Source organism: Pseudoalteromonas sp. JC28 (assembly GCF_013319255.1).
In the GTDB taxonomy this organism is placed as follows: domain Bacteria; phylum Pseudomonadota; class Gammaproteobacteria; order Enterobacterales; family Alteromonadaceae; genus Pseudoalteromonas.
This window is the reverse complement of record NZ_QOKX01000001.1, coordinates 633970-654152: the sequence shown is the minus strand read 5'-3', so window position 1 is coordinate 654152 and position 20183 is coordinate 633970. Positions and strand designations below refer to the sequence as shown.

Genomic DNA, 20183 nt, shown 5'->3' with positions numbered 1-20183 from the left:
GACTTTAAGGACAGAATTATGACCACACAAAGACAATCTATGATCATCATAGGTGCCGGCATGGGTGGACTCTCAACCGGTAGCTATGCACAAATGAACGGCTACAAGAGCGTGATCTTAGAACTGCACGATATTCCCGGCGGCTGCTGCACATCGTGGGAACGCAGAGATTATATTTTTGATTGGTGTATTAGCTGGCTACTGGGTAGTGGCTCAGGCAACGGCATGAATCAAATCTGGCAAGAGTTAGGTGCGCTGGATGATAAAGAAATTAGAGACTTTGAAATCTTCAATTCAGTTATTGATGAAGAATTAGGAGAAGTACATTTCTACGCAGATCCAGATAAACTCGAAGCCCACCTCTTAAGTATTTCTCCCGCTGACAAGAAACTCATCAAACAATTTTGCGATGGCATTCGTGAATTCGTCAAAATGATAGACGCTTATCCCTTTCTGGTGCCAGTTGGCATTATGTCACGCTGGCAGAAGCTAAAAATGATGTGGCCATTTATCAAAAAATTCAATTTAATCCGCAAATCCATGGCGACATTGATGTCGGACTTTGCTGCTAAGTTTTCACATCCGCTGCTGCAAAAAGCATTTAACGTTATCTTTTATGAGCAACATCCCAGTTTCCCATTGCTACCTTTCTACTTTAATTTGGCCTGCGCGGCGAAAAAAAATGCAGGTGTACCCGAAGGTGGCTCGTTAGGTCTCGCACAATCGATGGAAGCAAGATATAAAAAGTTGGGGGGTGACATCATATACAACACCCGAGTACACAAGATCTTGGTCGAAGACAACAAAGCCATCGGTGTTGAACTCAGCGACGGCCAAAAAATGTATGCCGATATCGTGATCTCAGCATGTGACGGTACGGATGTGGTAAAAAACATGCTTGATGGCCAGTATTCCAGCCCAGTGTTAGACAAGCTATACGACGAGTTAAGGGAGACCGATGGTCAAATGTTCCCAGGATACGTCTCTGTATTTTTGGGGGTAAACAAGGACTATACCCATCATCCCCATTGCCGCACCCACTTGTTAGACCAACAAGATCTGGTCCACTGCCCTGGTATGACGCACCCGGGGATCAATGTGCAGGTGCGCAATGTACACTACCCGCATATCGCCCCAGAAGGCAAATCCGTGCTTTATATCACTTACTTCTCAACCTATGAGCCATGGGCTGAATTAAATAATTTCCAAGAAACAACGGCGACTAAACGCCATCACATTAGGGTCAAGCGTAGCGTTCAATATCGCCTCGCTAAAAAGACCTTAGGTGAATTTATAATCGATAAGCTCTCCACTCATTTTGAGGGACTAAAAGAGCATATCGAATATATCGACATCGCAACCCCTTTGACCCAAGTTCGCTATACCCGCAACAGCAAAGGAACGGTATTGGCGTGGCAGCCATTTTTGGAAAGTGGTGAAAGTTTAGAAGACGAAATAAATGCCAACGGGACAACGGGACTGCCAGGCCTTAGCAACTTTTATATGGCTGGTCACTGGGTGACAACCGGCGGGTTGATCCGCGCTGCAGCTACAGGCAGACATGTTCTGCACTTTGTATGCCGTGATGATGACAAGCCGTTTCAGGCTTGGATCGGTGAAAACCCACTACACCAACCTCAATCTTATAGCGAACAAAAGCAGCATGTTGCTTAACCAAGAGAATTAAAAGGAAATATTATGAGTACTCGTATTGGCCTATTTTATGGCAGCACAACAGGTAACACTGAGGCCGCAGCAGAATTAATAAAAGCAAGCTTAAACCAGTTTACCATCGACCTCTTTGATATAGCAGATACTGAATTAACCTTAACCGAGAACTATGAATTTTTGATTTTTGGTATTTCAACGTGGGAATACGGTGGTTTACAGGATGATTGGGAGTCACGTTGGGAAAGCCTAGCACAACAGGATTTCAGCGGAAAAATCGTGGCTATCTTCGGTCAAGGCGATCAAGTTGGTTATGATGAGTGGTTTCAAGACGGTATCGGCATCTTACACGATAAACTAACCGAACAAGGCGCCACAGCAATTGGTTACTGGCCAAATTCAGGTTATCACTTCACCAAGTCGAAAGGGCTAAATGAAGACGGTAGTGAGTTTCTCGGCTTGTCGCTTGATGATGATAACCAACCAGAACTCACCGAGCAGCGCATCAACGACTGGTGCCAAGAGATTGCCGCCGTGCTTCAAGAACTTACCTGCGAAACAGCTTAAGGCCATCAAGATAACTATTCGGCGATGCTTAGCTGTATTACATGCACGCCGAATATGACAAGGAATAACAATGTCAACAAATACAAAATCAGTCATTATTATCGGAGCTGGCATGTCAGGTCTAAGCACCGCAGCATACAGCCAGATGAATGGTTACGAAACGACAATATTTGAGCTACATGAAACTCCCGGAGGATGCTGTACTTCTTGGCAGCGAAAGGACTTTACTTTTGATTGGTGCTTGAGTTGGTTAAAAGGTACAGGTCACAAAGATGAGATGTCATTAATTTGGAATGAACTTGGTTGCCTCGATGACGTTTCAATCTACCATATTAAAACATTCAACACCGTAATTTTTCCAGATGGACAAAAAGTTACTTTCCACGCAGATCCCGATAAGCTCGAGTTAAGTTTAATCGAACAATTTCCTGAAGATACCAAGCATATTAAAGAGTTTTGCGGCTATATTAGAAAACTAGCTGGTTGTAGTCCCCACTTTCCATTTCTAAAAAATACTGGACTCATGACATGGTGGGAAAAAGCTAAAATGATGTGGAAGTTGCTTCCCTACATGAAAACATTGATGAACACAATGTCTATCAGTATAGAAGACTACTCAAAACGCTTTAATAATCCAATTTTAGCTGAATCTCTTAACTGGATAATTTATGACAGACTTGGGGACTTTCCAGTTATGCCCTTCGCTTTTAATATTGCCAATGCCGCTGATAAAACGATAGGAGTTCCGGATGTCGGCTCATTAGGATTGGCTAAAAAGTTGGCTAGCAGAGTGGAAAAACTAGGTGGAAAAATCCACTATAAAGCGAAAGTCGACCAAATTTTGGTTGAAAACAATAAAGCTATTGGGGTACGACTAAGCAACGGACAAGAACACTTTGCAGATTACGTGATCAGCGCAAGCGATAGTTACAACACAACACAACACTTATTAAAGAGTGCTTACCCTCACCCTGTAATGGATAAAATGTATAGCCAACTGCATAACGATCCAAAGGGCATCATTTTTCCTAGCTTAGTTGCCGTATTTATTGCCGTTAATAAGGATTACACTGATCATGCTCCTTATTCAACCTATCTAATAGACGATAAACTGAAATCAGAGTTGATAGGTATTAACCACGGCGGAATAGCTGTACAAGTTAGAAGCACTCTATTACCAAAGCAGGCTCCTGAAGGTAAGTCAGTGCTCTACATTACTTACCTTACTGACAGTCAACCATGGCAAAATTTAAACGCAAACAGTGTTCAATCCGAACATATCAGTATTGGACGAAATAGTCACACCCGTCGAAGACGCTCTGTAGAATATAAAGTCGCCAAGAAAGACGTTGGCTCCAAGATACTACAATTTCTTTCTCAGCACTTTGAGGAATTAGAGAACAACGTTGAGTTTATAGATGTTGTCACACCGCTTACTTGTGAACGATATACCAAAAACTACAATGGCACAGTATTAGGTTGGGACCCATTCTCTCCTTACTCTGAAGAGTTTGAAAAATACATCAACAGACATGGGCCCACTTTACCTCACTTAGATAATTTCTATTTTTCCGGTCACTGGGGAACATCAAATGGTGTAGCTCAGGCCGTGGCTAGCGGCAGACATATAGCCCAATATCTTTGTCTACAAGATAGCAAAAGGTTTCGAGTCACGCCCTTGTTAAGCCATGCCAACACTGCAACGCAACCAAAAGAGAATGAGCAATATGCATAACTTAGCGACAAAAAATAGGGTCACTCAAGCTATGAGTATACTCTGCTACCCAATCATTTTCTTAATAGTTAGTGCAATTAGTTTACTTGCGATTACAGAAAAACTTGAACTTGGTATCACTACTTTTTTCACCGTTTTATTCGTTATTTTTTACTTCGTTGTGATGGAAAGAATAAATCCCTTTCGACATAGCTGGCATCCAAGCAAAAAGGAATGGCAAAGAGATGGACGTTATTTCATTTTAGTGATGATTTATGGCGCGATTGGCGCGGGCATCATTCGCACCATCTCCATTTATTTGGCACCTCAGGAAAATGCACTAACACTGTCACAAAATGTGTTACTAGCAATTCTCGTTAGTTCATTTACGGGATATTGGCTTCATAGATTGCAACACAAGTACCTATCTTTGTGGAGCTTTCATGGTATTCACCATACTCCGAACAAGGTCACAACAAGTAATAATGTTGTTGTACATCTATTTGAAGTAATTATAAGCGCAGTTACTATTCAACTTATCTTTCTACTCTTGGGCTTTTCTGCCGAAAGCGTATTTATTGCCGGTCAATTTACGGTATTGCAAGGGTACTTCATACACGCCAATATCAATGTCAAAATGGGATGGCTAAATCATCTTATTGCAACCCCCGAGTTGCACCGGTTTCACCACAGCACCAACTTACAAGAAGCTGGAAACTACGGCTCTGAACTAAGCATTTGGGATAAAGCCTTTAACAGTTTCCAGTACCACCCCGAGCGCTCACCTCAGGAAATTGGTGTTACTAAACCACATTTGTTCCCTGCCCCTTCAGCCATTGGACTTGGTATTTTGCACCCTTTTAAGTGGTTTATAAGTTCAAAAGGCAAACGTCCAAATTACAGCAATATTGATAAACGCACGGCAAATAGGCCGAAAAAAGTGCCATCAACAACCCATGATATTGGATGATAGTGTGAAAGATTTAACTCAAGGCTCAATTCCAAAACATATCATATCAATGGCCTTGCCACTGGCTATCGGTATGCTTGTCCATACACTTTATATGTTTACCGACCTCTATTTTGTATCTCAGCTAGGTGATGCAGAAACGACGGCACTCAGCTTAGTTGGCAATGTACTCTTTTTTATTTTTGCGATTAGCCAGATTTTAAACGTTGGAACCGCTACGTTAATTGCGAACTCCGTGGGCAAGAAAAACCAAGCTGAATCAAACTCAATCTTCAATCAAGCGATTTTATTGTCCTGCATATTAGGATTGGTGGTGCTATCTTTTGGGCTATTTGTGATCCAATTTTATCTTCAACATACCACTACAGACTTGGCAGTTCGAGAAGCGGCTATGATTTACACTAAATGGTTTATTCCTTGTCTCGCAATGCAATTTTTATTTATTACTTTGGGAGCAGCGATGCGAGGTATAGGAATAGTTAAACCTATGATGTTTGCTCAGCTCGGATCTCTCCTTCTCAATATCTTGCTATCCCCTTTACTTATAACTGGTTGGGGTTTCATCCCTTCCATGGGGATCTCGGGGGCTGGACTTGCAAGTTCAATTTCCATGATATTAGCTATTGTCGTTACCCTTTTATATTTCAGAAAAGCAGATGGTTATCTAAGAATAGATCTAAAAGCATGGAAAATTGATCATTCCACCATCAAAAAACTACTCGTTATCGGCGGACCCGTTGGGCTCGAGTTAACGCTAACCTTTTGCTACATTTCACTGACGTTTTGGGCAATCAAAGATCTCACAACGGATGTCCAAGCAGCACTCAGTATCGGTTCAAAGATAATTCAAGGACTTTCTCTACCCATGATGGCTGTTGTCTTTTCGCTTCCAGCAGTTGCAGGGCAAAACTTCGGTGCAAATAACTTAGCACGATTTAAATATGCTTTTTTTTGGGTAATGTGCTGTGTTTCAATCATTATGTTGCTCATGTCTGTTATCGCAATAAACTGCGGCTCCCTGCTTGCCACTCCTTTCTCAAATGATGCAAATGTCATCGATCAAACGCAGTACTTTTTGGAGATTGTTGCATTTAACTTCATCGCCACTGGTATCGTTTATAGTTGCTCGGGAATATTTCAGGCTACAGGTAATACTTTCCCCTCTCTTATAAGCAATGCTTCCAGACTATTCACTTTTGTTTTACCTGTTATCTGGCTCGTACTTACACAACGAGTTTCCGTAGAGTTACTATGGCATCTGTCTGTGATAACTGTGCTTATTCAAGCAGCTTTAAGCTTGTATTTAGCTAGAAATCATTTAGGGCTCATTGCTAGCAAAATAAGTGCTACCGATTACTCCGTGAAGGAGGTATCGTGATTACCCATAAAATAGAAGAGCGCATAAACCACCAGCTTTCTACTTCAAAATGGTTTTCCTTACTCAATAAGCCTAACACCATTCGCAAACAACTCATTTGCTTTCCTTTTGCTGGCGCAGATGCAGCTGTTTACCAAAATTGGGCAGAAAAACTACCAAAAGATGTCGCTTTATATGCACTCCAAGCCCCTGGGCGAAAGGAGCGGAGTCATGAAGCTGCCATTGATAATATTCATACCTTGATCGGCGCAATAGCACCTATTTTGAGCGAGGCAACACCACTGCCTAGCGTTTTTTACGGTCATAGCAATGGCGCTTATATTGCGTATGAGCTTGCCCTAGCACTTCATCATAGTAGCTGTAATATCGTTAAACACCTGTTTATTGCAGCAAGGAAGGCACCGCGATATGCGATAAGAAAATCCCCCTACCATACTCTTGACGATAAGAAGTTCATCGACTCGGTAAATTTAATGGGCGGGTTACCACCGGCTTTGCTCAACGATATCGAACTGCAACAACTGATGCTGCCAACGTTAAAAGCAGACTTTAAGCTGGGAGAGACCTATCAATACGATTCAACTTGTAAACTCGACGTGCCTGCAACCGTGTTATATGGTACTCGGGATAAAGCAGCAACAGGGATGGATATGCAACATTGGGAAAGCTGCTTTAAACAAGGTATCGCACCTAAAGCAATACCTGGTCGGCACTTTTTTATGCAGGATTCCTCGGCTTTGGTGCTAAAAGAAATCAACGCGGTGTTGGAAACACTGAGCCCCTTATAGTTGGGGCTCTTTGGTTACTTCAATTTGCCTAATGGCCAATCCTTGAATTTCTATTACTTTAAACTTAAAACCATCAACTTCTAACGACTCTCCTTCGGCAGGAAAATGCTTTAACCTGTGGATCACAAAACCGGCTAAGGTTTCTATGGCTTCAATCGGTTCAAACTCGTACTCAATCACCGAAGCTTGAAAGTCCTTAATCGACATATCGCCCTGCACTAGCCATCGGGTGTTATCCTTTTGTCTAAATTGGGCTTCTATTGCTTGGTCGTCTTTCAGTGCAATTAAATTCAAGATGCTGGATAACGTTACCATCCCGACCACTGTTGAGAATTCATTGATCACCACCGCACAGTTGCTTTCATGACTTTTCAACCCATCTAGCGCATCGGAAAGGCTTAGAGTATCAAGTAAAATTACCGGCTTATGGAATTCTTGTTGTTGACCATCCAGTAACGGCTTTTTAGCCAAAATATTACTAAGCAGTTGCTTTGCCTCAGGTGCAGCTATCACTTTGTCGAGCGAGCCGTCACACAGCAAATACTGTTGAAAACTGTGCGCTTGAATTAACGTGCTCAGGTTTTCTTCTGATTCTTGAATGTCTAACCACACGATTGCATCGCGATTGATCATCGCTTGGGTAATATTAGTCTGGTTAAGGTCGAGCACATTGCCAATGATATTGTACTCGTGTTCGCACAGTTCACCCTGCTCAGCACTTTGATCAACCACCGCATAAATATCATCACGCGTTACCTGTTCGTCACGCTCATTTGGTAAATTGAATAGCTTTATAATCCAATCAGCGAACACGTTAAATAGCCAGATAATAGGCTTAAAAATCCATACACTGGCAAGCATAAGATGGATAAATCGCATCGCGATAGTTTCTGGGATAACCATAGCTATTCGCTTTGGCAATAAATCAGCAAACAGTACAAATAACGATGTGATCAGTAAAAACGACACCACTGTGGATATTTGCAATAACATCGAGGCATGAGCTGCAACATCGGCAAACATAAAACTCGCAACCCAGTTTAGTAGTTGTAATACATAAGGAGTAAACACCGACTCGCCTATCATACCCGCAACAATTGCCAAGGCATTGAGTACCACCTGTACCGCAGCAAAAAACTGATGCGCATTAGCCTGCAAATACAATACTTTCTTGGCTCTAACGTCACCAAGATCAAATAAGGTTTGTAATTTAACTTTGCGTGCCGCTGCCAATGATATTTCACACAGCGCGAAAACTGCACTCAAGCTAATGAGTAACAACACCCAAAAAAAGTCCACAGATACACCTAAAAAAGAAAGCGAGAATTCGACGCGATGTATACGCCTATTTTATGACTTTAGCAATGTAATTCGCGTCAAATAATTAAATTTTTGTCGCCTATCTCGTACTGTTCGCGACGAATAAAAAAGTACGTCAAGGAAGGAAAATGACAAAATTGATACACTCTCTCAAATTAGCGCTATGATATGCTTGTCAACGGCATGTTCAACCTATCATGAGATCACTACGAGGCGTGTAAAGCACAATTGCTATTAAGTTAAGTCCAAGAGCACCAAGCGAGATAAGAGCCAAATCGCAAGTTTATGGTTTTAAATCCGGCCGCGCTTCTGCAAAGCTTGTTGGTGACAAATACGACAATGGCGAGCTCAACTTTACGCACTTCGGAAAATTGAGTTATCTGCTCGCAATTAATTTCGATGTTAAGAGGAGCCTCTTTGAAAAAGCATCTAAAGCGGTTACAACACCTTTAAAAAAACAGCCAAAGGTGCTTTTTCCTCCTTGCCATCTCTGTTATCGCCACTATATTTCTTGGTAAATATAGGTGCTTCAAGCACTAAATGATAAAGAAATAGTACAACGTCATAATGCACTACTGTGCTTTTTTATCAGAGACGCTTTCATAATATGTTGAGGGCCAGCAGGACCACCGAGGTATTTTTCATTTGTGTCTTCAAATCCACCTTTTAGGTAACAGGTAATCGCCGCTGGGTTTCTACAATTTACGGTTAAATATATTGACTCAAACTCTGGATAACTTGCCTGCGCATAGGGGACCAATGTACTCGCGGCTAATGTCCCTAGACCCTGACCTTGTCGCTGGCTATCTATGACAAATGCTCTTAAACCTAAACCGCTTTTTGGGCAAAACGAATATGTGTTCGAATATGCAATATCAAACTTAAAATATCCGATAATTTCATCAGCCACCTTTATGACATGCAAATGGGTGGTCTCACTTTGATCTTCTAAAAATGATTCAGCGGTACCGGCAAATTGAATTTGCTCCTCCGCAAGGTGTACTCGTTTCACTGCCTCTACATGAGTTGCGGTGAATGGCGCTAAGGTCAGCATGACTAAATCCTTCGTTGTCTAAGAGTTATACCATAACATAATACTCTCATTCGTTCCCAATAAGTTTACGGGCAATAAAACCTGTCTTTACTCCCTTATTTAAACTAAAGCTGTCGGTACCGAAATGAGCCACCACAAACAAAACAGACATAGAATATGTATACAGTGCATGAGAATTACTTTTACGTATTTTAAATGGCAGATCAAATTTGAGGAGAAAATAACCAAAGTACCACTTTCAAAAGTTAACAAGTAAACACGCTCTCTTAATGCACAAAAGTAACTTCGACTTAAATTTATCTCTGACTCTGGAGCAAAAGGTAACTTTAGGCGTAATGCCTAAAGCACCTCTCTCGCTTTAAACTCAAGTACTTGGGCATTGATACAATAGCGGTCTTGACCTTTTGGCCCTTCATTTTTAAAGACATGGCCTAAATGAATGCCGCTGCTTTTTGAGCGTATTTCAGTTCTCACCATTCCGTGGCTTAAATCTTTGTGATAGGTCACGCTGTCTTTTACTGGGTGGGTAAACGACAGCCACCCAGTGCCTGAGTTAAATCTATCTCGGGTGTCAAAAAGAACCTTGCCGCTTAATTTATCGATAAATACGCCATCAGGTGTGTTTTTAAAGATATCATACTGCTTGCAAAATGGTCGCTCTGTGCCTTTTTGAAAGGCAATGTCAAAAGCTTCTGAACGACCCAGCTTAAAAGCTCCGAGTGCCTTGTAAAACTCTTCTCTCGCCATAAAACCTTGAAAGCCTAAAGACTCAACACCATTTTCAATAAATAAGATCGTTGGCGTCGCCCAAGTCGCGGTTTTTATCATTAGTCCCTCGAGTTGATCTGCATAGCGAAAATGAAGTGGTATATCACCTTGATAGTCGTTTAACACCTCTTTTTTTAGCTTCTCGCAATAAGGGCAATAGCTTTTAGCATCAACAATCACGATATGCTTACCTTGGGCTAGCATAGTGTTATCTGTTTTATCTTTCGCAACCTTATCAAAGGTCACTCCCGTGCTGTGATCTGGGCAGTATCCCTTGGGATTCTTGGTTAAGTAGTTTTGATGATACTCTTCCGCTGGATAAAATTTTCTAAGCGGCTTAATCTTGGTTTGAATGTCGCCATAGCCTTGCTCAGATAATAAATGTTGATACTGCGCTTTTAATGTGTGGGCCTTGTCACTTTGTTGATCGTCAGTATAGAGAATGATCGAACGATACTGCGTTCCAACGTCATTACCCTGCCGATTTTTTTGGGTTGGATCATGACTTTCAAAGTAGTACTTTAGCAGCGCATCGGTGGTGATAAGGTTTGCGTTGTAAGTTACCTTTACCACCTCCGCATAGTTGTCTTCATCAAAGCGTCGGCTCGATTTAATGATTTCTCTATAACTTGGCTTAAACCCTTTACCGTCGGCATAGCCAGATTCAGCATCTATCACGCCCGTCATTTTTTCATAACGCTTTTCAGGACCCCAGAAACAACCGGAACCCAACACTAACGTTTTTATATGGTTACTTGCGCCATCAACTTTTGGCTTGGGCATATCTGTCCCCGCGAGTGCCGATACGCCTACACCTAACATCATGATAAACCCTATCGATGCGGCCACCTGTAATGTTCTCATCACTACCCTCTCAATGCTGTATGTCACAACTAAGTATGATTATCACTTCATACTTATTGAACTTAATATGATTTACTGCGTATTAAATGAGACCGCTAAAGGTTAATTATCATTTCATCTAAAGTCGTTCATGATAGTGAAGTAGGCTGTCTGCAAAATAAAGGAATGGGTGTGAGTAAAATAAGTGAGAATCTCTATCAAAAGCTAACCAATGATGACGAAGCGCGTGCCTGTAAAGCGATTGACGATAAGGCGTGTAAAGAAGTTCCCGGTAACTACGTACTTATTTTATTGAGTCAACTATTTAGCAAATTGGGAGATGCCCTACTCAACCCAAAGATCACGCTACCTTGGCTGATGCAATCACTCGGTGCTCCCGCTTATATGATATCGGCTCTGGTCCCCATTCGCGAGTCCGGTTCACTGATCCCACAATTGTTTATTGGCCAGTGGGTGCGTAAGCACGCTAAACGAAAGCACCTTTGGTCTCTCGGCGCACTTACTCAAGCTATTTGTGTACTACTTATGGCACTGCTTGCATGGCAGCAAACTGAAAATCAATTATACGCTTGGATGGTACTTGGATTACTGGCGATTTTTAGCATCGCCCGCAGCTTAAGTTCCGTGTCGTCAAAAGATGTCATCGGTAAAACTATCCCTAAACAAAAGCGCGGCCAGCTTAGCGGCCAAGCCGCCTCTGTCAGTGGACTTATAACCGTTACATTTGGTGTTGGGCTTTTTATCGCTGCCACTCAAGTAAACAACGTCAACTTTGTGATCACACTGGTACTAGCTGCAATCTTTTGGCTGATTGGTGCGTTAACGTTCTCAAAAATCAAAGAATATGAAGGGGCAACCGAAGGTGGTGAAAGCGGATTAGATAAAATAAAGCAAGATTTAGCACTGTTGAAAACCGATCCAATACTTAAAAAGTTCATTTTAGCCCGTGGATTGCTATTAAGTTCTGCGCTTATTCCGCCCTATTTCACCGTGCTGGCGCAGCAGAATATTGGCAACGGTGCATGGGTGTTGGCAGCTTTGTTAGCGGTATCTGGACTTGCTAGTTTAGTCAGTGGTGCATTTTGGGGTCGCCTTGCCGATCAATCCAGTAAACACGTAATGATTTATGGTGCTACAATCACCGTTGCTATCACTGCTGTACTACTGGCAACTTCTTTATTTTATTCTTCACTGCTTGAAAAAATCTGGTTTATTCCACTTTGCTATTTTGTCATTGCCATCGCTCACCAAGGCGTGCGCGTGGGCCGCAAAACCTACGTGGTCGATATGGCCGAAGGAAACAAACGCACCAGTTACGTCACGCTCAGTAACACAATTATCGGTATTGTACTTTTATTAACAAGTGCACTTGGTGTCGTTGCCTCGGTATTTTCAATTAATGTGTTACTTGCACTCTACATTATGGTCACGATATTAGGCATCGTGCTGACAAGCCGCTTACCTAATGTCACTGAACGGTAAAAGCTGTTACTTCACCGACAAACTGTGTCTAAATTTCTCCAAATGAGGTAAAAACGCCGCAATTTTAGTTATCTGAGGATAAAATTATGTCATTGACTACGCGTTTTTCTGCTTTAGCGCTGGCGGTTGCCAGTATGACTTCTGCAAATGCCGCTGACTTTGAGTTCAATACCAAGCTTGCAGACGCTGATGCACTGGTACTTTTTCAAGCTGGTGAAAACCAAAGTAACCTAAAGTTCCTAGATAAAGACACTCGTAAACAATTGGAGCGCGCAATTGCTGCTGAAGATTTTAAAGGCGCGTATGGCAAAACAGTTGAAGTATTAGCACCTGTAGACTCTGATTATAAGCGTATCTTCATTGTTGGTTTAGGTGACGCAGGCGAACTCAACGCCAGCAAAATGACCAAACTTGGTGGTAACCTACACGCTAAATTCGAAGGTAAAAAGCTGGAGAATGTTGCGGTTGCATTCGAAGACGTTGAGGGAGCGCTTTCAAATGCAGAACTAGCAGCACAATTTGCACACGGTGCAAACCTTCGTGACCACACCTTCGAAGTATACAAAAAAGAGCCAAACACTTTTAACGTAAGCTATCACTTCGACGTTGCCGATAAACAAGCAACACAGGCTCAGTATAAAGCACTACAACACATTCAAGCTGGCGTGTTTTTAGCGCGCGACTTAACCTCTGAAGTCGCAACAGAAATGACTCCTGTAGACTTTGCAAAAGCGGCAAAGGAACTTGAACAATATGGCGTTGAAGTAAAAGTACTAGCACCAGCTGAACTTAAAGAACTTGGCATGGGTGCGCTTGAGGGCGTTGGCCGTGGTAGTGAGCACGGCTCTCGCTTAGTTGTTGCACATTATAAAGGTAACAGCGAGACACCAATTGCCCTGATCGGTAAAGGTATTACTTTCGATTCTGGTGGTTATAGCATCAAAACCGGCGCTTCGATCGCACGCATGAAATCTGACATGGCGGGCGCAGCTGCCGTACTTGGTACGGTAAAAGCAATGGCGCTAAGCAAAGCAGACGTAAACGTGGTAGCAGTCATGGGTATGGCGGCAAATATGGTGTCTCAGTATGCAATTGCACCGGGTGATGTACTGCGCACTGCAGAAGGTATTAGCGTAGAAGTGGTCAACACAGATGCTGAAGGCCGTTTGGTGCTGTCTGATGCGATGTGGTATGCACGTAAACATTACAGCCCTGAGATCATGATTGACGTCGCGACATTAACGGGCTCTAAAATTCGTGCTGTTGGTAATGAATATTCAGCAATTTTCTCTGAAGATGATAGCTTAATTACAGAATTTACCAACGCAGGTAAGGTTGTGAACGAAAACGTATGGCGTCTACCGCTTGGCTATAAGGACAAACTAAAATCTGACATCGCCGATTTCCAAAACGTAGGTTCAGGTGGTCCTGGTGCAACAACTGCTGCGACTTTCCTACAACAATTTGCAGGTGACACCCGTTGGGTTCATATCGATATTGCCGGTAACGCACTTTCAAGCTCAGCCAAAGACGAAGTACCAACTGGTGGTACAGGCTATGGCGTTCGCCTCTTAAGCGAGTGGCTATTAACTGCTAAATAAATCCTCAGATTTTAAGCCGTGTTTAAACACGGCTTTTTTGTGACTGCAACAAAATGGCAACTGATAGCAATAACTTCGTTTCAATTGCGAGGTGTGTTATAAGAAATATAACGTTTACCAAAGCAACCAATTGTTATTGTCTATGTCCGATGTGAGTTGTTATCTATTAGGTGAGCAAGCAATTGTTGTAAATGCAACATGTTTGCCTGATAGCAAAAGTCCAATTAATCAACGACTGTTCGCCCTCAAGAAATGGCTTGATAGTAGCGGTGATTTTATTGATGTGGTGCCTGCCAAATCTTCCGTTACTGCCTATTTAAAAGACCCCCGTAAAGCCGATCCGTGGCAACATAAAATCCAAGCACATTGGCAAGATCTAGAGGTAGCAGAGGTAAAGCCTACACACCATCATATTGAGGTGTTTTATGGCAAAGAATTCGGACAGGATTTTGAACGCATAGCGGACGAATTACAACTGACACCAAAACAGCTTATCGAGCTACACTCAAGCGTTGATTATCAAGTACAATTTATTGGCTTCTTACCCGGTTTTGCTTACTTGTCAGGGTTACCAGCTGCGCTTCAATTACCCAGAAAATCCACACCAATTACCAAAGTCCCCAAAGGCAGTATTGCCATCGCAGACAGCTACAGTGCAATTTATCCGAGTCAATCTCCCGGTGGCTGGCATTTACTTGGACAAACCAATACTACGCTATTTGACCCAAATTCTGCGTCAGCAAGCTTGCTGCAACCAGGAGATATCGTGCGTTTTGTGGAGAAATCATGCTAGAAGTTATTAAACCTGGGCCACTTTCAACTATTCAAGACATTGGCCGTCAAGGACTTCGCCACTTAGGAGTAAGTCAAGCAGGTGTCATCGACCCTGTTGCGCTTAAACTTGCAAATACACTCTTGTCAAATGACGACGATAATGCAGCTATTGAAGTGACCATTGGCTTATGTGAGTTTCACTTCCACGCCCCCACTAACTTTGTTATCACAGGGGCAGATCTCAATGCTGCTTTAAACGATGAAGTGATATACCCTTGCTGGCGCTACAGGGCAAAAGCTGGAGATAAGCTAACATTTAAACAAAACCGCGATGGTTTACGCGCTTATTTGGTGGTCGAAGGTGGATTTACCAACATAGACAAGCTGCTTGGGAGTTATTCAACCGATCTCATGGCAGGCTTTGGGGGTATAAGCGGCCGAGCTCTTAAACAAGGGGACAAGCTGAGCTACACGCCAAGCACTGCCAAGGACGCCGTTGGTGGCCTGCAGCCCAGCTACGAAAAGCTCATTCATTTTATCCCAGGCCCACATCTCGAGTTAATTTCCAAACAGACACTGAGTGTATTAAACGACACCATTTGGAAAGTAAATCCCAGCAGTAATCGTATGGGTATTCGCCTAAGTGGCCATAGTAGCCTAGTGCATGCACATAATATTGCAACCCAAGCTGTCCACCCAGGCGTTATTCAGCTCCCCCCTAGTGGCGAGCCCATTATCCTATTGAATGACTGCCAAACCACAGGCGGTTATCCAATTATTGGTACCATCATTCAAGCCGATATGCGCCACTTGAGCCAATTGGGCGCGGGCGATTGTATCCATTTAAAATCAACATCCCTTATAGATGCAGCAAAGGAATCTCACCGAGTACAGGCGCATCTCAATCAGCTAAGGCTAGCGCTTAAAAATAAAGAACAACAAAATGACTGAGCTAAATCTCCTTCCTCTTTCGGGCATTGCTGTGATTGTTATTGGCTTTGCTCTGAGGTTTAATCCCTTGTTGGTTGTCACCTCGGCAGGTCTAGTTACTGGTTTTGCCGTTGGGATAGACTTTGTCGACTTAATTGCCACCTTTGGCGAAAAGTTTATGAACTCTCGCCAGCTTGCAAGCTTTCTACTTATCTTACCCGTGATTGCAATTTTAGAACGTTACGGCTTACAGCAGCGCGCTAAAGCTTGGGTTGCGGGCATAAAAGGGGCAACCACTTCTCGAATTTTAAGTATGTATTTTGTGGTCCGTGAGTGCTCCGCTGCGCTGGGGTTAATCAATTTAGCGGGCCAAGCGCAAACCGTTAGACCACTGCTCGCTCCGATGGCGATAGGCGCTGCGGCAAACCAATACGGCGACCTGCCACAAGATGTAAAAGACATGATAGGCGCACATGCTGCGGCCTGCGATAACATCGCCGTGTTCTTTGGTGAGGATATTTTTATCGCCTTTGGTGCTGTACTACTGATGGATGCATTTTTAAAAGAAAACGGCATTGCCGGGATTGAACCGCTACATATCGGACTTTGGGCAATACCAACCGCAATTGCCGCGCTCATTGTTCATCTTTTCCGGTTAGCGCGATTTGAGGCAAAAATCCGGGCAGAAATTGCGCGCTGTCAGCAGCAACAAAGCGAAGAAGAGCAAACACCTAGCAATACAAATTCAGCGCTTAAGGAGGAGTCATTATGAGCTTAATGAACACTCCTGACGCGCAATCTAGCTTACTTTCAATTGACAACATCTATTTATTAATTGGCTTTATTGTGATGTTTTTAGTGGTGAAAACGCTACAAGATAAGGCCCATCCTAAGCGCCTCACCACCGCCCTATTTTGGTTTTTATTTGGCACTGTCTTTATCTTTGGTGATGCTTCTGCCGCGTTGATTGGTGAGCGAAATACTTATTTATGGATTGGCATCAACGTGGTGATCATCGCACTACTTGCAGGTATGAATATGGTTTCCATGGGAAATTACGACATGCCGTGCGAACGAGCCAAAACAGAGGATGCAAATCGGTTTGGTAATAAATTGTTTGTTCCTGCTGTACTTATTCCAATAGTTACCGTTATCTGCACTATCATCTTAAGTGAGATCCAGCTCGGCGATTTTTATCTATTCGATCAGGAACATGTGACGCTTTCAGCACTGACACTCGCTTGCACCATCGCATTGCTGGTGAGCTGGAAAATAACCAAAGGCAGTCCACTACAAGCACTTTCTGAGTCTCGTCGCTTAGTCGATTCAATAGGCTGGGCAGCAATATTGCCACAGATGTTAGCAATGCTTGGCGGTGTATTTATCGTCGCCAACACAGGCACTGCTATCCAAGATTTAGTGACATTGTTTATTTCGCCAGATAACCGTTTTATGCTCGTTGTACTGTATTGTGTGGGCATGGCGCTATTTACCATGATAATGGGCAATGCTTTTGCCGCATTTCCGGTAATGACGGCGGGTATTGCGCTGCCATTTTTGATCCAAGGCCACGGCGCTGACCCTGCACCGCTTGTAGCAATTGGCATGTATTCGGGTTATTGTGGAACACTGATGACACCGATGGCCGCTAACTTCAACATAGTGCCAGCGGCACTGTTAGATTTAAAAGATAAATACCAAGTCATTAAAGTGCAAATACCAACCGCTATAACGTTATTGGTGATTAATATTTTTCTTATGTACGGAGTCGTTTTTTAATGTCCAGTTACAGTAAACCTTGTGTCCTCGTTACTGGGTTCACCCCATTTGGTGGTGAGTCCATCAACCCTTCATGGCAATTAGCTCAGCTATTAGAAGGTGAGACCATTGAAGGCCACCTGATCCACACAAAAGAGTTACCTTGTGAATTTGACAAAAGTATTGAGTCTTTAACACAAGCGATAGATAAGTATCACCCAAGCATCGTGATCTGTTTAGGCCAGGCTGGTGGACGCTGTGATATCTCCATCGAACGTATCGCGATTAACGTTAACGATGCCAGAATAGCCGACAACGCAGGAAACCAGCCGATAGATACACCAGTCGTTACACACGGACCCGATGCTTACTTTGCCTCTTTACCAATAAAAAGTATGCTAAGTAGTGCGATTCAGGCGGGAGTTCCTGCAAGTATTTCTAATACTGCGGGCACTTACGTGTGCAACCATGTGATGTATGGATTACTGCACTATCTTAGTACACATGACTTAGCGTGCCGTGGTGGCTTTGTGCATATTCCATACTTGCCCTCCCAAGCGGCGCACCACCCTGGTGCACCCAGTATGGACATTGACACCCTAGTTAAAGGAATAAAAATCCTATTAACCAGTGCCATTACACAAAAGCAAGATATTAAGCTTGTCGCTGGAACGACACACTAATAAGTAATGCCCCAAAATGGTGCAAGATTGCACCATTGCACATCACAAAAAATTCACATTTTCTCTATTTCATTGTGTGACTTATCAAATTATTTTTGGTAGAACTTAAACTATCTCATGGTAACTATGCTTCCGTGAGCAATAATAATTTGTTGATATTATCAACACATCAATAGGAATGAGGAAATATGTGTTCAATTTTCGGCGTACTTGACATCAAGACCGATCCCCTTGCACTTCGTGAGCAAGCGATCGAAATGTCAAAAAAATTAAGACACCGTGGCCCCGACTGGTCAGGGGTATATTCAAGTGAAAAAGCCATCCTAGTTCATGAACGTTTGGCAATTGTCGGCGTTTCTAGCGGCGCACAACCATTATTTAACCCTGAAAAAACACATATTTTGGCGGTAAATGGTGAAATTTATAATCATAAAGAGCTTGCAAAAGCACTGACCGTTCCATTTGAATTTCAAACAGAGTCAGACTGTGAAGTGATCTTGGCGCTATACAAGCAAAAAGGCCCTGAGTTTCTAGATGATCTCAATGGAATTTTTGCATTTTGTTTGTACGATGAAACGGAAGATGCCTTTTTAATTGGTCGTGATCATATCGGTATCATTCCACTTTACACTGGCCGTGATCAAAGCGGTAACCTCTATGTCGCCAGCGAAATGAAAGCGCTCACACCTATTTGTACACAAATTGAAGAGTTTCCTCCTGGCCATTATTGGTATTCAAAAGAAGGGGGTCCAAGAGAGTATTACCAACGCGACTGGCAAGCGTTTAGTGCTGTAAAAGACAATGAGGCCAGCCCCGAAGCGGTTAAAAATGGGCTAGAAGCCGCAGTAAAACGCCAATTGATGTGCGATGTGCCATATGGCGTGTTGTTGTCTGGTGGTCTCGATTCTTCAGTGATTTCCGCTATCACACAAAAGTTCGCAGCAAAGCGTATCGAAGATGATGATGCTTCCGATGCTTGGTGGCCAAAACTTCACTCATTTTCCATTGGCTTGGAAGGCTCACCCGATCTCGCTGCAGCACAAAAGGTAGCGGATAAAATCGGCACAGTTCACCATCCCATTCACTTTACCGTCCAACAAGGGCTCGATGCCCTTAAAGAGGTGGTCTATCACCTAGAGACCTACGATGTCACAACCATTCGCGCTTCTACTCCTATGTACCTCATGGCACGCTACATTAAAGCAATGGGCATTAAAATGGTGCTATCCGGTGAAGGGGCAGATGAACTATTTGGCGGCTATTTGTATTTCCATAAAGCACCAAATGCAGAGGAGTTTCACAATGAGCTAAACCGAAAGGTCTCGAAACTGCATATGTTTGATTGCTTACGTGCAAATAAGTCGATGGCAGCTTGGGGGGTTGAAGCACGTGTTCCCTTCTTAGATAAAGAATTTATCGATATTGCCATGCGTACCAACCCAGACTATAAAATGTGTAAAGATGGCCGTATCGAAAAACACATTATCCGTGAGGCGTTTGATGGCTATTTACCCGATGACGTTTTGTGGCGCCAAAAAGAACAATTTTCTGATGGTGTAGGCTATAGCTGGATCGATTCGCTAAAAGAGTATGTCAGTCAGCAAGTGAGCGATTCGGATCTTGAAAACGCCCACTACCGCTATCCAATCAATACACCGGATAGCAAAGAAGCCTATTATTATCGCACCATTTTTGAGTCGCATTTCCCAGGAGAAGCGGCAGCTAAGTGTGTTCCTCACGGCAAGTCTGTAGCGTGTTCAACGCCCGAAGCGCTTGCTTGGGACGAGTCTTTCCAGCGCAATGCCGATCCATCAGGTCGCGCAGCAAGCTCACACAACGAAGCGTATAATCAAAAATAAGAAAG

The 20183-nt window shown here is 43.1% G+C and carries 17 protein-coding genes; 14 read left to right on the top strand and 3 right to left on the bottom strand.

The annotated features are described in order from the left end of the window. Positions 1 to 18 precede the first annotated feature (18 nt). From DS891_RS02885 to DS891_RS02860, 6 genes are all read left to right on the top strand, one after another. Positions 19 to 1674, top strand: coding sequence for an NAD(P)/FAD-dependent oxidoreductase (locus tag DS891_RS02885; protein ID WP_174168794.1), 1656 nt, complete (start codon positions 19 to 21; stop codon positions 1672 to 1674). A 24-nt stretch (positions 1675 to 1698) separates the two neighbouring features. After that, the gene (gene fldB, locus DS891_RS02880; RefSeq protein WP_174168793.1) at positions 1699 to 2235 is read left to right on the top strand and encodes a flavodoxin FldB; all 537 of its coding nucleotides are present in this window, start codon (positions 1699 to 1701) and stop codon (positions 2233 to 2235) included. Positions 2236 to 2305: 70 nt separating this feature from the next. Continuing rightward, positions 2306 to 3970, top strand: coding sequence for an NAD(P)/FAD-dependent oxidoreductase (locus tag DS891_RS02875; RefSeq protein WP_174168792.1), 1665 nt, complete (start codon positions 2306 to 2308; stop codon positions 3968 to 3970). Continuing rightward, positions 3963 to 4919: a sterol desaturase family protein gene (locus DS891_RS02870; RefSeq protein ID WP_130164193.1), complete on the top strand. Its 957-nt coding sequence runs from the start codon at positions 3963 to 3965 to the stop codon at positions 4917 to 4919. The genes DS891_RS02875 and DS891_RS02870 overlap by 8 nt, the downstream gene beginning before the upstream one ends. A gap of 4 nt (positions 4920 to 4923) precedes the next feature. Then, the gene (locus DS891_RS02865; RefSeq protein ID WP_286121789.1) at positions 4924 to 6297 is read left to right on the top strand and encodes an MATE family efflux transporter; all 1374 of its coding nucleotides are present in this window, start codon (positions 4924 to 4926) and stop codon (positions 6295 to 6297) included. Beyond that, positions 6294 to 7085, top strand: a complete 792-nt coding sequence (locus DS891_RS02860; protein ID WP_174168790.1) for a thioesterase — start codon at positions 6294 to 6296, stop codon at positions 7083 to 7085. Before DS891_RS02865 ends, DS891_RS02860 begins: the two co-directional genes overlap by 4 nt. On the opposite strand, the gene DS891_RS02855 is transcribed toward DS891_RS02860, so the two are convergent. The 3 genes from DS891_RS02855 to msrA all read right to left on the bottom strand — a co-directional run bounded on the left by DS891_RS02855 (position 7080) and on the right by msrA (position 11052). Further along, positions 7080 to 8384 (bottom strand): hemolysin family protein, encoded by a 1305-nt coding sequence (locus DS891_RS02855; protein WP_010372478.1) that lies wholly within the window; start codon positions 8382 to 8384, stop codon positions 7080 to 7082. The genes DS891_RS02860 and DS891_RS02855 overlap by 6 nt on opposite strands. A 583-nt stretch (positions 8385 to 8967) precedes the next feature. After that, complete coding sequence (locus tag DS891_RS02850; protein WP_010604901.1) at positions 8968 to 9459, bottom strand: GNAT family N-acetyltransferase; 492 nt, start codon at positions 9457 to 9459, stop codon at positions 8968 to 8970. 339 nt (positions 9460 to 9798) lie between these two features. Then, positions 9799 to 11052 carry a peptide-methionine (S)-S-oxide reductase MsrA gene (gene msrA / locus DS891_RS02845; protein WP_174169079.1) on the bottom strand — a complete coding sequence of 418 codons (1254 nt, stop codon included), beginning with the start codon at positions 11050 to 11052 and terminating at the stop codon, positions 9799 to 9801. A gap of 204 nt (positions 11053 to 11256) precedes the next feature. Between msrA and DS891_RS02840 the strand changes: the two genes are divergently transcribed. The 8 genes from DS891_RS02840 to asnB all read left to right on the top strand — a co-directional run bounded on the left by DS891_RS02840 (position 11257) and on the right by asnB (position 20178). After that, on the top strand, positions 11257 to 12573 hold the full coding sequence (locus DS891_RS02840) for an MFS transporter (RefSeq protein WP_217448569.1): 1317 nt from the start codon (positions 11257 to 11259) through the stop codon (positions 12571 to 12573). An 86-nt stretch (positions 12574 to 12659) separates the two neighbouring features. Then, positions 12660 to 14174 (top strand): leucyl aminopeptidase, encoded by a 1515-nt coding sequence (locus DS891_RS02835; protein WP_174168788.1) that lies wholly within the window; start codon positions 12660 to 12662, stop codon positions 14172 to 14174. Between the two features lie 142 nt (positions 14175 to 14316). After that, positions 14317 to 14967 (top strand): 5-oxoprolinase subunit PxpB, encoded by a 651-nt coding sequence (pxpB, locus tag DS891_RS02830; protein WP_010604906.1) that lies wholly within the window; start codon positions 14317 to 14319, stop codon positions 14965 to 14967. Next, positions 14961 to 15899 (top strand): biotin-dependent carboxyltransferase family protein, encoded by a 939-nt coding sequence (locus tag DS891_RS02825; RefSeq protein WP_174168787.1) that lies wholly within the window; start codon positions 14961 to 14963, stop codon positions 15897 to 15899. The genes pxpB and DS891_RS02825 overlap by 7 nt, the downstream gene beginning before the upstream one ends. Beyond that, complete coding sequence (locus tag DS891_RS02820) at positions 15892 to 16650, top strand: DUF969 domain-containing protein (RefSeq protein ID WP_010372454.1); 759 nt, start codon at positions 15892 to 15894, stop codon at positions 16648 to 16650. Before DS891_RS02825 ends, DS891_RS02820 begins: the two co-directional genes overlap by 8 nt. Then, a complete protein-coding gene (locus tag DS891_RS02815) occupies positions 16647 to 17657 on the top strand; it encodes a DUF979 domain-containing protein (protein ID WP_174168786.1) in 1011 nt (336 codons plus the stop codon). The genes DS891_RS02820 and DS891_RS02815 overlap by 4 nt, the downstream gene beginning before the upstream one ends. Beyond that, the gene (pcp, locus tag DS891_RS02810) at positions 17657 to 18319 is read left to right on the top strand and encodes a pyroglutamyl-peptidase I (RefSeq protein WP_010604909.1); all 663 of its coding nucleotides are present in this window, start codon (positions 17657 to 17659) and stop codon (positions 18317 to 18319) included. The genes DS891_RS02815 and pcp overlap by 1 nt, the downstream gene beginning before the upstream one ends. A gap of 188 nt (positions 18320 to 18507) precedes the next feature. Then, positions 18508 to 20178 (top strand): asparagine synthase B, encoded by a 1671-nt coding sequence (gene asnB, locus DS891_RS02805; protein ID WP_174168785.1) that lies wholly within the window; start codon positions 18508 to 18510, stop codon positions 20176 to 20178. Positions 20179 to 20183: the final 5 nt, after the last annotated feature.

Coding starts and splice junctions, on each gene's coding strand:
- DS891_RS02885 (WP_174168794.1), top strand. CDS start 19: ATGACCACACAAAGACAATCTATGATCATCATAGGTGCCGGCATGGGT.
- fldB (WP_174168793.1), top strand. CDS start 1,699: ATGAGTACTCGTATTGGCCTATTTTATGGCAGCACAACAGGTAACACT.
- DS891_RS02875 (WP_174168792.1), top strand. CDS start 2,306: ATGTCAACAAATACAAAATCAGTCATTATTATCGGAGCTGGCATGTCA.
- DS891_RS02870 (WP_130164193.1), top strand. CDS start 3,963: ATGCATAACTTAGCGACAAAAAATAGGGTCACTCAAGCTATGAGTATA.
- DS891_RS02850 (WP_010604901.1), bottom strand. CDS start 9,459: ATGCTGACCTTAGCGCCATTCACCGCAACTCATGTAGAGGCAGTGAAA.
- msrA (WP_174169079.1), bottom strand. CDS start 11,052: ATGATGTTAGGTGTAGGCGTATCGGCACTCGCGGGGACAGATATGCCC.
- DS891_RS02840 (WP_217448569.1), top strand. CDS start 11,257: ATGGGTGTGAGTAAAATAAGTGAGAATCTCTATCAAAAGCTAACCAAT.
- DS891_RS02835 (WP_174168788.1), top strand. CDS start 12,660: ATGTCATTGACTACGCGTTTTTCTGCTTTAGCGCTGGCGGTTGCCAGT.
- pxpB (WP_010604906.1), top strand. CDS start 14,317: ATGTCCGATGTGAGTTGTTATCTATTAGGTGAGCAAGCAATTGTTGTA.
- DS891_RS02825 (WP_174168787.1), top strand. CDS start 14,961: ATGCTAGAAGTTATTAAACCTGGGCCACTTTCAACTATTCAAGACATT.
- DS891_RS02820 (WP_010372454.1), top strand. CDS start 15,892: ATGACTGAGCTAAATCTCCTTCCTCTTTCGGGCATTGCTGTGATTGTT.
- DS891_RS02815 (WP_174168786.1), top strand. CDS start 16,647: ATGAGCTTAATGAACACTCCTGACGCGCAATCTAGCTTACTTTCAATT.
- pcp (WP_010604909.1), top strand. CDS start 17,657: ATGTCCAGTTACAGTAAACCTTGTGTCCTCGTTACTGGGTTCACCCCA.
- asnB (WP_174168785.1), top strand. CDS start 18,508: ATGTGTTCAATTTTCGGCGTACTTGACATCAAGACCGATCCCCTTGCA.